The sequence below is a fragment of the Streptomyces sp. NPDC028331 genome, assembly GCF_055565775.1.
The window spans coordinates 145,189-158,943 of the sequence record NZ_JBVHTR010000013.1; the positions used below are offsets into that span (position 1 = coordinate 145,189).

Sequence of the window (13,755 nt, forward strand, 5' to 3'; positions counted from 1 at the left end):
ACGATCGAGTAGCACCGGTCAGTAACGTACGCCCGCAAGATCGCCGTACGGCACCCTTGGTGACCCTGCGGCACCTTGAAGGGCGTACGCCCGAAAACGTCCCTCTTCGCGGCGAGGTGAGCCTCATGACCGCACCAACAGCCCCCACTCCCAAGCCGACGGTCACCGAGCGCGAGGCCCGCCAGGTCGCGGAGGCCGCGCGCGAGCAGGACTGGCGCAAGCCCAGCTTCGCCAAGGAACTGTTCCTCGGCCGATTCCGGCTCGACCTCATCCACCCCCACCCGATGCCCGCCGACGAGGCCGTGCAGCGCGGCGAGGAGTTCCTCGCCAAGCTGCGCGACTTCTGCGAGACACACATCGACGGCGCCCGCATCGAGCGCGAGGCCCGGATCCCCGACGAGACGATCACCGGGCTCAAGGAGCTCGGCGCCCTCGGCATGAAGATCGACACGAAGTACGGCGGACTCGGCCTCACCCAGGTGTACTACAACAAGGCGCTCGCCCTCGTCGGCTCCGCGAGCCCCGCGATCGGCGCCCTGCTGTCCGCGCATCAGTCGATCGGAGTACCGCAGCCGCTGAAGTTGTTCGGCACCCGGGAACAGAAGGAGACGTTCCTGCCGCGCTGCGCCCGCACCGACATCTCCGCGTTCCTGCTCACCGAGCCGGACGTGGGCTCCGACCCGGCCCGGCTGGCCACCACGGCCGTCCCCGACGGCGACGAGTACGTCCTGGACGGGGTCAAGCTGTGGACCACCAACGGCGTGGTGGCCGACCTGCTGGTCGTCATGGCGCGGGTGCCCAAGTCCGAGGGCCACCGGGGCGGCATCACGGCGTTCGTCGTGGAGTCGGCCTCCGAGGGCATCACCGTCGAGAACCGCAACGCCTTCATGGGCCTGCGCGGCCTCGAGAACGGCGTCACCCGCTTCCACCGGGTCCGGGTCCCGGCCGCCAACCGCATCGGCGAGGAGGGCCAGGGCCTCAAGATCGCCCTGACCACGCTCAACACCGGCCGGCTCTCCCTGCCCGCGATGTGCGTCGGCGCGGGCAAGTGGTGCCTGAAGATCGCCCGCGAGTGGTCGGCGGCCCGGGAGCAGTGGGGCAAGCCTGTCGCGCTGCACGAGGCGGTCGGCTCGAAGATCTCCTTCATCGCGGCGACCACCTTCGCGCTGGAAGCCGTCGTGGACCTGTCGTCGCAGATGGCGGACGAGGACCGCAACGACATCCGCATCGAGGCCGCCCTCGCCAAGCTGTACGGCTCGGAGATGGCCTGGCTGATGGCCGACGAACTGGTCCAGATCCGCGGCGGACGCGGCTTCGAGACGGCGGACTCCCTCCGGGCCCGCGGCGAGCGGGGTGTGCCGGCCGAGCAGATGCTGCGCGACCTGCGCATCAACCGCATCTTCGAGGGCTCCACGGAGATCATGCACCTGCTGATCGCACGGGAGGCGGTGGACGCGCACCTGTCCGTGGCCGGTGACCTGATCGACCCGGAGAAGTCGCTGTCCGACAAGGCGCGGGCCGGCGCGAACGCGGGTGTCTTCTACGCCAAGTGGCTGCCGAAGCTGGTCGCGGGGCAGGGCCAGGTGCCGGGCGCGTTCGGGGAGTTCCGCCGGGAGGTCGACCTCTCGGGGCACCTGCGCTACGTCGAACGCAGCGCCCGCAAGCTGGCCCGCTCCACCTTCTACGGCATGTCCCGCTGGCAGGGCCGGATGGAGACCAAGCAGGGCTTCCTGGGCCGGGTCGTGGACATCGGCGCCGAGCTGTTCGCGATGGCGGCGGCGTGCGTGCGCGCGGAGCACCTGCGCAGGACCGGGGAGCACGGCCGCGAGGCGTACCAGTTGGCGGACGCCTTCTGCCGGCAGGCCCGCATCCGCGTCGACGAACTGTTCGACCGGCTGTGGACCAACACGGACGACCTGGACCGCAAGGTGGTCAAGGGGGTGCTGACCGGCACGTACGCGTGGCTGGAGGACGGCGTCGTCGATCCCTCCGGAGACGGTCCGTGGATCGCCGACGCGACACCCGGCCCGTCCCGGAAGGAGAACGTCCACCGCCCGATCCGGTGAGGGACGCCGCAGCCTGCCCAGGGGCATCAGCCGCTGGGCAGGCTGCCCGGTGACCGATGCGACGGTCCCGAAGCCGTCGTCGTGGTGCGGGCGCGCCGAACGGGGTGCACCCCTCGGGAGAGGGACGCCGTGTCCTCCCGCCTCCGCCCTACCGCAACAATGGAGGGATGAGCGACAGCCCAGCCCCTCTTGCCGACCCCCATCTCGTCTTCGACCCCGTGGACGGAGTGCGGGACGTCGTGATCCTCGGCTCCACCGGCTCGATCGGCACCCAGGCCATCGACCTCGTGCTGCGCAACCCCGACCGGTTCCGCGTCACCGGGCTCTCCGCCAACGGCGGCCGCGTCGGACTGCTCGCCGAGCAGGCCCACCGCCTGCGCGTGCGCACGGTCGCGGTCGCCCGCGAAGACGTGGTACCGGCCCTGAGGGAGGCCCTGAGCGCACAGTACGGGCCGGGGGAGACCCTCCCCGAGATACTCGCCGGACCCGACGCGGCCACCCGGCTCGCCGCCTCCGACTGCCACACCGTCCTGAACGGCATCACCGGGTCCATCGGCCTCGCGCCCACCCTCGCCGCCCTGGAGGCGGGCCGCACCCTCGCGCTCGCCAACAAGGAGTCGCTCATCGTCGGCGGCCCGCTGGTGAAGGCCCTGGCCAAGCCCGGCCAGATCATCCCGGTGGACTCCGAGCACGCCGCCCTCTTCCAGGCCCTCGCCTCCGGCACCCGGGCCGATGTGCGCAAACTCGTCGTCACCGCCTCCGGCGGCCCGTTCCGCGGCCGTACGAAGGCCGAGCTGGCGAACGTCACGCCGAAGGACGCGCTCGCCCACCCCACCTGGGCCATGGGCCCGGTCATCACGGTCAACTCCGCGACCCTCGTCAACAAGGGCCTGGAAGTGATCGAGGCGCACCTGCTGTACGACATTCCCTTCGATCGCATTGAGGTTGTCGTGCACCCCCAGTCGTATGTCCACTCGATGGTGGAATTCACGGATGGATCGACCCTGGCGCAGGCGACGCCCCCCGACATGCGGGGGCCGATCGCCATCGGACTCGGCTGGCCCGAACGGGTGCCCGACGCGGCGCCCGCCTTCGACTGGAGCAAGGCCTCGACCTGGGAGTTCTTCCCGCTCGACACGGAGGCGTTCCCGTCGGTGGGGCTCGCCCGGCACGTCGGGCAGCTCGCGGGCACGGCCCCGGCGGTGTTCAATGCGGCCAACGAGGAGTGCGTGGACGCGTTCCTGAACGGCCGACTGCCCTATCTGGGAATCATGGATACGGTCACGCGGGTGGTCGAGGAGCACGGCACCCCCCGTCGGGGAACTTCCCTGACCGTCGCGGACGTCCTCGAAGCGGAGACCTGGGCGCGCGCCCGGGCCAGGGAACTGACGGCGCAGACGGCGACAGCGGAGGCTCGTGCATGACGACCCTGATGATGATCCTCGGCATAGTCGTCTTCGTGGTCGGCCTGCTGTTCTCGATCGCGTGGCACGAGCTGGGGCACCTGTCGACCGCCAAGCTCTTCGGCATCCGCGTGCCGCAGTACATGGTCGGCTTCGGCCCGACCATCTGGTCGCGGAAGAAGGGCGAGACCGAGTACGGCATCAAGGCGGTCCCGCTCGGCGGCTACATCCGCATGATCGGCATGTTCCCGCCCGGCCCCGACGGCCGGATCGAGGCCCGCTCCACCTCGCCGTGGCGCGGGATGATCGAGGACGCCCGGGCGCAGTCCTTCGAGGAGCTCCAGCCCGGTGACGAGACGCGTCTCTTCTACACGCGCAAGCCGTGGAAGCGCGTCATCGTCATGTTCGCGGGCCCCTTCATGAACCTGATCCTCGCCGTGGTGGTGTTCCTCGGCGTGATGATGACCTTCGGCGTCCAGACCCAGACCACCACGGTCTCCAAGATCTCCGACTGTGTCATCCAGCAGAGCGAGAACCGCACCAAGTGCGAGAAGGGCGACCCGGCCGCGCCAGCCCTGGCCGCCGGGCTGAAGCCGGGCGACAAGATCGTCGGGTTCGACGGGACGCAGGTCAAGGACTGGTCCACCCTCCAGTCCGACATCCGCGCCAACCCCGGCAAGGACGTCACGATCACCGTCGAGCGCAAGGGGCGGACGGTCGATCTGCACGCCCACCTGATCAAGAACCAGGTCAGCAAGACCGACGGCAACGGCGGATACGTCGAGGGCAAGTACGTCTACGCCGGCTTCCTCGGCTTCACCCCGGCCACCGGCATCGTCCAGCAGTCCTTCGACCAGTCCGTGCAGCGCATGGGCGACATGATGGAGAACGGCGTCGAGTCGATCGTCTCCCTGCCCGGCAAGATCCCCGGCCTGTGGGACGCGGCCTTCGGCAACGCCCCGCGCCAGCCGGACTCGCCGATGGGCGTGGTCGGCGCGGCCCGGGTCGGCGGCGAGGTCTTCACCCTCGACATCCCGCCGTCCCAGCAGATCGCGATGATGCTGATGCTGGTCGCGGGCTTCAACCTGTCCCTGTTCCTGTTCAACATGCTTCCGCTGCTCCCGCTGGACGGCGGGCACATCGCGGGCGCCCTGTGGGAGTCGCTGCGCCGCAACCTGGCCAAGGTGCTGCGCCGCCCCGACCCGGGCCCCTTCGACGTGGCGAAGCTGATGCCGGTGGCGTACGTGGTGGCGGGGATCTTCGTCTGCTTCACCCTGCTCGTACTGATCGCGGACGTCGTCAATCCGGTCAAGATCAGCTAGCAAACAGTCGCCTTCTGTCGTCGGCGACCGTGGCGTGCCCTTCGCTCGGACCACTCACGCGAGCGAAGGGCACGCCTTTCTTCTCGCGTCGGGCCTGATCCCGTCGGGCCCGGACCGCCCGTGGAGTTCCGCACGATTGATCCACTTCTTCTCTCATGACTTGGGAAAATCCTGAGGGACCGACGGAGCCCGCTCGCCGTCCGCATCGTCGATGTGCGCAAGTGGAATGGCTGAAAACCGGGTTTCGCCCTTTCCGGCCAGGCTGACGCCCCGCATGCGATCCTTTGCCATCTTTTGGAAAGTCGCGGGGTTTGCCTTGGGGTCGGGTCGCCCCTCGCGCCCGCACCGCACACCTCCCTGTTACGTTCGGCGCCGCCCGCGATCACAGTGGCCCCACAGACACCGCACATCAAGCGGGAGCCGGGGCGCTACGGGAGACGGGCAGCCACACAGACCGGTCGTCATGTCCTACGGCAGCACCCGGCTGCCGGCTCCTCACGGCACACTCAGCCCCTCGCAAGACCAGCATGGGAACCCGCTGACGGTGCCGTTCGCCATCACGACCACGGCACCAGGGGGATGAGTGATACTCAGCCACAGACGAAACGCGGTGACGGTCCTCGCCGTCACCGCCGCGCTGGCAGGGCTTCTGCAAGCCCAGCCCGCAACCGCCACAACTCCCAAGCCCGAACCGGCATCGGCTCACCCGGTCCCGAACGGCGCCGTCAAGTCCCCGGACGCCACGTTGGGCAAGGGATGGAAGACCTCCGCCGATCGGGCCGTGACCGCCGTCGCCGACAGCGACGGACTGCATCTGCTCGTCGCCGACAGCAAGAACGCCTACGCCTGGAAGACGGCGGCGGTGCTGAGTGAGCCTCAGCTTCCGGCCGACACCTGGATAGGCAACCAGTGCGTCATGGACGACCACCACGCGGCCGTCGCCTACGCACCCCGCAGCTTCACCAACAAGCCGGACCTGATGATGGGCGGCGCGTTCACGGCGATCGTGAACCTCGACGACGGCAGCGTCACCAAGCTGCCGTTCACGGCGTCGCTGGCCTACTTCGACCCGACGTGCAACCCGGGCACCCACACCGCCGTCTTCACCGCGCTCCGCGACACCAGGACGCGCCTGGTCACGGTGGACACCAAGGGGACGACCGTCGCGGACACCACCGCGAAGGGCGAGATCACCTCTGCCGTGCCCACCAAGGACGGTGTGGTCGCAGCCGCCGGAAACCGGCTCGTCCACGTCGACCGCAAGGGCAGCACGGCCGAGCTCACCACCACCAGGCACGCCCCGTACGGCATCCGTGTGGCCGACGACGGCACGGTCAGCTATATCGACCGGACCGGTGACACCGACGCCAATGTGCAGACCTACGCGCGCGGCAGGAAGACGACCGTCGCCAGCGGCAGGCTCACCGCGATGAACCTGCGCCAGGGCACGGACGGCACGGTCTACCTCACGGGTCGGGCCCGTCTCGGCAAGGGCTTCGCGGCCGGTGGCATCAAAGCGCTGGACGTCTCACCCGACGCGGAGGTCTCCACCCGTGGACGCCTGGCCGTCGACCCGGTCGTCTCCCCGGCCGTGAAGGCGGGCGTCGACCACATCGAGGATGCCGGGCGCGGCTTCACCAAGGCCGAGAGCAGGGAACCCGCGGCCGAGGCGACGCCCGGCCGCATCAGCCATGCGCTGACCATCACCGGCACGGTTCCGGGCACGGGCAGGCACACGAAGCAGACAGCCGCCGTACCCGGCAGGACCGCGGGCGGCACGCCGTCGCCGGCACTGACCGGTTCCGCCAGGCCGCGGCTGTCGACGACGAGCAAGGTGGCCCCGGCCGCCGACGATCCCAGGTCACACGACCCGGTCGACACCGACGCCTGGTGCGCCGTGCCCCGTAACGACGTCGGCACCCAGGCCCTGCAGCCGACCCCGAACCAGGTCGAATGGGCCGTGGACATGGCTGTTCGCGGCAACCTGCGCTCCGGTTACCTCACCCAGGGCGGCTGGCGCTCACAGACCGGGCTGTCCACCATCGACCCGCAGGGCCTGTTCCCCAGGCCGGCACTGGTCACCGGCGGACGCATCCCCGCGCAGGTCGAACTGGGCATCCTCGCCCAGGAGTCCAACCTGTGGCAGGCCGAGTCCGGTTCCATCCCCGGCCAGATGGGCAGTCCCCTCGCGGCCGTCGACGGCTACTACGGCCACCACACCGGCGGGACCCTCGCCGACTACTGGACCATCCACTGGGACAAGTCCGACTGCGGCTACGGTGTCGGCCAGGTCACCGACGGCATGCGCAAGGCCGGGTACGAGAAGCCGGGCGAAAAGTCCCTCCCGGTCAGCACGCAGCGCGCGATCGCCGTCGACTACGCCACCAACATCGCCGCGTCGCTGTACATCCTCGCCGACAAGTGGAACGAGGTGCACCAGGCCGGCCAGACGATCGCCGTGAACAACGACGACTCGGCCAAGCCCGAGAACTGGTTCACCGCCGTGTGGAACTACAACCTCGGCTTCAACAAGAAGGCGGACGCGGGAACGAACGGCAACTGGGGCCTGGGCTGGTACAACAACCCCGCCAACCCCGTCTATCCCGCATCCCGGCTGGCCTTCATGAACACCGACGTCGACCCGTTGGCCGCCAGGGACGCCGCGCATCCGCAGAACTGGCCCTACGAGGAGAAGGTGATGGGCTGGGCCGCCTGGTCCATCGACACCGGCTTCTCCTACGCCACCTCCGGCCGCCAGGACTGGCCGGGCGAGTCCGGCTTCTCCTCCGCCGGCTTCCGCCCCGCCTACTGGAACGGCACGGACCAGCCCTACACGGTCCAGGGCAGCGCGCGGTACAACCGGGCGCACGTCGCGCCGCCGCTCGACGCGTTCTGCAACTCCAAGAACCACTGCGACACCGCCAACCCGCCCAGTTGCCCCGACGCCGCCTGCTACACGCAGTACTGGTGGAACGCCTCCAACGCCACCTGGAAGTCCGACTGCGCCACGACCTGCGGCTTCGAGAGCATCAAGTACCAGAGCCTGATCAACGAGCCCGGCCGCGGTTACCGCCTCCAGCACGGCACACCCGTCTGCTCCGGTGCCCCCGGGGGCGCGAAGGTCGTTACGTCCGTCCCCGCAGGTACCAGCACCTGGAGCGACTGCGGCACGACCACGACGGACGGCTCGTTCCGGTTCACCTTCTACCCCGACCCGAACGCGACCGGGCCGGGCCTGGGGCAGTACGACGCCAAGGCCGACCTGCACCAGATCGGCGGCGGCTACCAGGGCCACTTCTGGTACGCCCACGACCGGGACGCCGGCCACCTCGGCGGGGACGGCGGGCGCATGACCATCCTCGGCGACTGGAAACTCAACTCTCCGCTGTCCCAGGAGCAGGGCAAGGTCTACGTACACGTCCCCGACACGGGTGCGCAGACCACCGAGGCCGTCTACCAGATCGTCACCCCCTCGGGCACCTGGGAGAAGAAGATCTCGCAGGGCGCCCACGAGTCGAACACATGGGTCTCGCTGGGCGCCTACCACTTCGGCGGCCAGGCTCCCGAGGTCAGGCTCTCCAACGCCAACAGCGTCGGGACCGGTGACAAGGACGTCGCTTGGGACGCCGTGGCCTTCGTGCCCGGCGACTTCGACACGATGCCCGACATCACCCTGCCCGCCGCCGACCCCAACGCGCCCGACCCGGACGCACCCGACGATCCGCAGCCCGTCCCGCAGAAGGCGGCCAAGGGCCTGACGGCCAAGGACCTGACCCCCGACACGTGCGACTCGATGGCTCCCGACGCCACCGGGACCTGCATCAAGGTGCTGCCGCCCTCGAAGGAGTTCACGGCCAAGGCCATGAAGAGGCTCCGGCAGGCGGCCACCCGGCACTCTCCGTCCGCCTCCGGTCCCTCCCGAACCGCTGCGGCCGCCGCCGGTAACAGCCTGTGCACGGCCCTGCCCGGCGGCAGCAACTTCACGCGGTTCGCCTCCTGTGTCGTCCGGCCGGCCCAGGTCGACCAGAAGGAGAACGGCACGGTGGTCGCCAGCGAAACGTTCGTGCTGGAGCAGACCATCACCCTCGCCGTGAACAACACGCAGGTCAAGCAGACTCTGTCGCTCACGCCGTATTCGGCCACCCCCGACATCGGCGAAGTCAGCCTCAACGTCGCCTTCGACTGCCTGTCCGACTGCGGCGTGCCGACCCCGAGTTGGAGCTCCCCGGCGCTGTGGGCGACCGCCGCCGACACCCACACGGCGACGGCGACGGCGACCACGAGCTGGACGCAGAGCACCGGCTACAGCAACCTGCACCTGAACTGGACGCTGTCCGGCACCATCAACGGCGGCGCCACGGACACCAGCACCTGGGACGATCCGGGGCTCACCGTCCGCTGTGACAACGAGTTCAGCGGCAAGAACGCCGGCTGCGTCTTCCCGCAGTACACGCCGGTCTACGAGGTCAACACCAAGGCGTACCCGGCCGCGGCGGCGCTGTACTGGGTGCTGGAGCAGAAGCTGTCCAACCACCCTGGCAGCAAGGCCCACAACACGCCACTGCACCGCCTGGAGGACACCGGCCTGCAGGAGGAGAACCGCAAGATCATGTGCAAGAGCAGCGTGGCGAAGTGGCAGCCGAATCCGAACACCCCGGACGCGAGCTGCGACGAGTACGCCTTCGCCGCCTCACGAGAGAGTGGCGGCATGCAGCCCGGCATCACCTCGGGCGCGGAGTGCGTGCAGATCTACGCCACCCAGGTGGGCGCGAAATGGAAGTTGTACACCGATCCGCGCTACCCGGTCCCGGACTGGACCGTGCCGTGCGGCCGCGGCAGCATCCCCAGCGGTCAGAACACCGGCGCGGGCGGCGGCCTGGGCCGCTGGACGCCCAAGATGCGGGTGCGGGACGGCGACGCGTACTACGTGGACGAACCCGGCTTCACCGGGTGCGATCCGGACTCGGTGTGCACCGTCAACCCGTAGCCGGCCGGTAGCGGCGCCCGCCGCCGCACCATGAGACGTGGGCACGGGAGCAGGTCGACCACCTGCTCCCGTGCCCACGACGGTTGTGCGGTCCGCCGCTACACCTCCAGCACCCCGGCGGTCAGCGCGTCCTCGAGCACCGCCCGTCGGGGCAGGTCCAGGCCGAACTCGGATTCGGCCATCGCCAGTACCCGCAGCATGGCGTCCGGCAGGTCTTCGCCGTGCTCGAAGGGTGTCGAGCCGTCGGGCAGGACGAGTCCGGCACCGCGCAGGGCGGGCAGCAGCCGGTCGGGGGCCGTGCCCGAGCGCTCGTGCTCGTGGCCCGGCTCGAAACGGCACACCGTACGCCCGTCCTCGGCGAAGGCGAAACCGGTGTCGGCGTTGACCGTCCGCCACAGTTCGACGGCTGACGTGCCGGCCGACAGCGCGCCGAGGGTCTGGTCCGGCGCGCGGCCCACGGGACCACCCTCCACGATCCCGAACGCCCAGCCCGCATGGGCACCGGCCCGCACCACCACACCGTCGGCCTCGTCCTCGACTTCGTCCACGTCCTCCCGCAGCACTGCCCCGGCCACCGGCGTGACCGGCTCCAGGCGCCGCACCAGCTCGGCCGGCTCCAGGCCGCGGGCGAACAGCACCCAGTAGCCGAGCTGGAAGTGTTCCTCGGTCGCGAGCCATCGAACACCGTCCACGGCCACGGCACCTCCTTGAAGTGAGCAAGACAGTGGCCGAGCCAGGCTACCGGCGTGGCACGGCTCACCGAGGGCCACGGACGGCCACCGCGCCCGGCACCACCATCGGGTGGACTCCGGGGACGCTGTGTGCTCCGCGTTCAGGTCCGTGGCGTAATCTCGGAGCCTGGAGCCCGCCGTTTTCCGGGACCGGACCTTGATCCACAACTTGGGGTTGCACAGCAGATGACTGCGATTTCACTCGGCATGCCGTCCGTTCCGACCAAGCTCGCCGAGCGCCGGAAGAGCCGGCAGATCCAGGTCGGACCGGTGGCGGTGGGCGGGGACGCCCCGGTGTCCGTGCAGTCGATGACGACGACGCGCACGTCGGACATCGGCGCGACGCTCCAGCAGATCGCGGAGCTGACCGCGTCCGGCTGCCAGATCGTCCGCGTGGCGTGCCCCACGCAGGACGACGCTGACGCCCTCGCCACCATCGCGCGCAAGTCGCAGATCCCGGTGATCGCGGACATCCACTTCCAGCCGAAGTACGTGTTCGCCGCGATCGAGGCCGGCTGCGCGGCGGTCCGCGTCAACCCGGGCAACATCAAGCAGTTCGACGACAAGGTCAAGGAGATCGCCAAGGCCGCCAAGGACCACGGCACCCCCATCCGGATCGGGGTGAACGCCGGCTCCCTGGACAGGCGGCTGCTCCAGAAGTACGGCAAGGCGACCCCCGAGGCGCTCGTGGAGTCCGCCCTGTGGGAGGCCTCGCTCTTCGAGGAGCACGACTTCCGGGACATCAAGATCTCGGTCAAGCACAACGACCCGGTCGTGATGATCGAGGCCTACCGGCAGCTCGCCGCCCAGTGCGACTACCCGCTGCACCTCGGCGTCACCGAGGCCGGCCCCGCCTTCCAGGGCACCATCAAGTCGGCGGTCGCCTTCGGCGCGCTGCTCTCCCAGGGCATCGGCGACACCATCCGCGTCTCCCTGTCCGCGCCTCCGGTCGAGGAGGTCAAGGTCGGCATTCAGATCCTGGAGTCCCTCGGCCTGCGCGAGCGCGGCCTGGAGATCGTCTCCTGCCCGTCCTGCGGCCGCGCCCAGGTCGACGTCTACAAGCTGGCCGAGGAGGTCACGGCGGGCCTCACCGGCATGGACGTCCCGCTGCGCGTCGCCGTCATGGGGTGCGTCGTCAACGGCCCCGGCGAGGCCCGCGAGGCCGACCTCGGCGTCGCCTCCGGCAACGGCAAGGGCCAGATCTTCGTCAAGGGCGAGGTCATCAAGACCGTCCCCGAGTCGAAGATCGTGGAGACCCTCATCGAGGAGGCCATGAAGCTCGCCGAGCAGATGCAGAAGGACGGCACGGCCGAGGGCGAGCCTACGGTGTCGGTCGCGGGCTGAAAGCCGCCGGCGCCCCTCGCGCCCGCCCGCCCGGAGCCCCGCCACCGACCGGTGGCGGGGGCCGTCGTCAGGAGCCTTCGGGCTTTCCGATGTACAGCGGGACCCCGGCGGGTTCAGGGGACGCGGCAGGGAACCCGCGTTCACCGACGGGGACTTCACCCTTCAGCGGTGCGCAGCGGTCCCGGGGCGAGGAACCGGATGCCGTGCGTCGTCCCCCAGGACGCCCGCCTCGGCTCACGCCAGGTGCAGATACAGGTCGGTTACGGCCACCCCTCCGGTCACGGCCGCCCCGGCCGTCCCACAGCGCCGCTCCCCGGGGGCGGCGCGGTCCGGGTACGGCAGGTACAGTGCGGAGATCAGCAGACCCAAGGGTGAGGCTCCCGCACGTGTTGACGCAGACGACCACCCGGGTCCTCGAACCGAGTGACCTGGACGCCGCACTCGCCGTCCTCGACCGCGAGCCGGTCGCGAACGCCTTCGTGACGTCCCGCGTCCATGTCGCGGGCCTCGATCCCTGGCGCCTCGGCGGCGAGATGTGGGGCTGGTACGAGGACGGCATGCTGACCTCGCTGTGCTACGCGGGCGCCAACCTCGTCCCGATCTGCGCCACCCCGCGCGCCGTGCGGGCCTTCGCCGACCGTGCACGGCGCACCGGCCGCCGCTGCTCCTCCATCGTCGGCCCCGCCGAATCCACCGCCCAGTTGTGGCGGTTGCTGGAGCCGAGCTGGGGCCCCGCGCGCGAGGTCCGCGGCCACCAGCCGCTGATGGTCACCGACCGCATGCCCGACGACATCGCCCCGGATCCCCACGTCCGCCGCATCCGCAAGGACGAGATGGAGACGATCATGCCGGCGTGCGTGGCGATGTTCACCGAGGAGGTCGGCGTCTCCCCGCTGGCCGGCGACGGCGGGCTCCTCTACCAGGCCCGGGTCGCCGAACTCGTCGGCGCGGGCCGCTCCTTCGCCCGCATCGACGACTCCGGTAAGGTCGTCTTCAAGGCGGAGATCGGCGCCGCCACCCCCCTGGCCTGCCAGATCCAGGGCGTGTGGGTGGCCCCCGAATACCGGGGGACGGGCCTGGCCGCGCCGGGCATGGCGGCGGTGCTGCGCTACGCGCTGACGGATGTGGCCCCGGTGGTGAGCCTGTACGTCAACGACTTCAATACCCCCGCGCGGCGGACCTACCACAGGGTGGGCTTCCAGGAGGTCGGGGCGTTCATGAGCGTCCTGTTCTGAGCACCGCCGCAGGCCCCCGGGCGCTCGTCGAGCAGCCGCAGACGCCCGCGGCCGAACACCGGCGCGCCCCTGTAGGCTCACGACCATGCCTCGTACCGTCGACGACGTCGTGATCGGCCCCCTGGACCTGTCCGCCCGCATCGACGAGGCGCTCGCCGTCCAGGCCCTCGCGTTCGGGCTGGGCGCCGACGAGGTCGCCGTACGCCGCCAGATCGTGCTGCGGCACATGACCTACCCGGCAGCCCGCGCGTTCGGCGCCACCACCGCGGACGGACGGCTCGTGGGGTTCGTGTACGGCATGCCCAACGACCGTGCGCACTGGTGGTCCACCGTGGTCGAACCGTATCTGCGGGCCCAGGGCCACGACGGCTGGCTCGACGACTCGTTCGTGATCACCGAGCTGCACGTCCACCCCCGCTACCAGAACCGCGGCATCGGCCGCGCGCTGATCACCACCATCACCGACGGCGCCACCGAGCCCCGCTCGATCCTCTCGGCGATCGACACCGACAGCCCGGCCCGAGGGCTGTACCACTCGCTGGGCTATGTGGACCTCGCGCGGCAGGTCCTCTTCCCCAGCGCCCCGAAGCCGTACGCCGTGATGGGCGCCCCGCTGCCGCTCCGCCGCCGGCCGCGCCCTTAGAGCTCGGGGCTCTTAACCGATTTC

The 13,755-nt window shown here is 70.2% G+C and carries 9 protein-coding genes; 7 read left to right on the top strand and 2 right to left on the bottom strand.

From position 1 onward, the window contains the following. The first annotated feature begins 125 nt into the window (after nucleotides 1–125). The 4 genes from ACZ4SW_RS20690 (at nucleotide 126) to ACZ4SW_RS20705 (ending at nucleotide 9,778) form a co-directional block, all read left to right on the top strand. Entirely contained in the window at nucleotides 126–2,066 is a 1,941-nt protein-coding gene (locus ACZ4SW_RS20690; RefSeq protein ID WP_468245467.1) for an acyl-CoA dehydrogenase family protein, read from the top strand. Between the two features lie 167 nt (nucleotides 2,067–2,233). Next, nucleotides 2,234–3,490 (top strand): 1-deoxy-D-xylulose-5-phosphate reductoisomerase, encoded by a 1,257-nt coding sequence (gene dxr / locus ACZ4SW_RS20695; RefSeq protein ID WP_468245473.1) that lies wholly within the window; start codon nucleotides 2,234–2,236, stop codon nucleotides 3,488–3,490. Further along, nucleotides 3,487–4,791, top strand: coding sequence for a M50 family metallopeptidase (locus ACZ4SW_RS20700; RefSeq protein WP_468245479.1), 1,305 nt, complete (start codon nucleotides 3,487–3,489; stop codon nucleotides 4,789–4,791). Before dxr ends, ACZ4SW_RS20700 begins: the two co-directional genes overlap by 4 nt. Nucleotides 4,792–5,401: 610 nt before the next feature. Further along, nucleotides 5,402–9,778, top strand: a complete 4,377-nt coding sequence (locus tag ACZ4SW_RS20705; protein WP_468245484.1) for a golvesin C-terminal-like domain-containing protein — start codon at nucleotides 5,402–5,404, stop codon at nucleotides 9,776–9,778. Between the two features lie 98 nt (nucleotides 9,779–9,876). On the opposite strand, the gene ACZ4SW_RS20710 is transcribed toward ACZ4SW_RS20705, so the two are convergent. After that, entirely contained in the window at nucleotides 9,877–10,470 is a 594-nt protein-coding gene (locus ACZ4SW_RS20710) for a DUF6461 domain-containing protein (protein ID WP_468245490.1), read from the bottom strand. A 225-nt stretch (nucleotides 10,471–10,695) separates the two neighbouring features. On the opposite strand from ACZ4SW_RS20710, the gene ispG reads away from it, so the two are divergent. Then, nucleotides 10,696–11,853, top strand: a complete 1,158-nt coding sequence (ispG, locus tag ACZ4SW_RS20715; protein ID WP_468245495.1) for a flavodoxin-dependent (E)-4-hydroxy-3-methylbut-2-enyl-diphosphate synthase — start codon at nucleotides 10,696–10,698, stop codon at nucleotides 11,851–11,853. A gap of 234 nt (nucleotides 11,854–12,087) precedes the next feature. On the opposite strand, the gene ACZ4SW_RS20720 is transcribed toward ispG, so the two are convergent. Further along, nucleotides 12,088–12,222, bottom strand: a complete 135-nt coding sequence (locus ACZ4SW_RS20720) for a hypothetical protein (protein ID WP_468245501.1) — start codon at nucleotides 12,220–12,222, stop codon at nucleotides 12,088–12,090. Nucleotides 12,223–12,239: 17 nt separating this feature from the next. Between ACZ4SW_RS20720 and ACZ4SW_RS20725 the strand changes: the two genes are divergently transcribed. Both ACZ4SW_RS20725 and ACZ4SW_RS20730 read left to right on the top strand, forming a co-directional pair. Then, nucleotides 12,240–13,088, top strand: coding sequence for a GNAT family N-acetyltransferase (locus ACZ4SW_RS20725; RefSeq protein WP_468245505.1), 849 nt, complete (start codon nucleotides 12,240–12,242; stop codon nucleotides 13,086–13,088). Between the two features lie 85 nt (nucleotides 13,089–13,173). Then, nucleotides 13,174–13,731 carry a GNAT family N-acetyltransferase gene (locus ACZ4SW_RS20730; RefSeq protein WP_468245509.1) on the top strand — a complete coding sequence of 186 codons (558 nt, stop codon included), beginning with the start codon at nucleotides 13,174–13,176 and terminating at the stop codon, nucleotides 13,729–13,731. Nucleotides 13,732–13,755 lie beyond the last annotated feature (24 nt).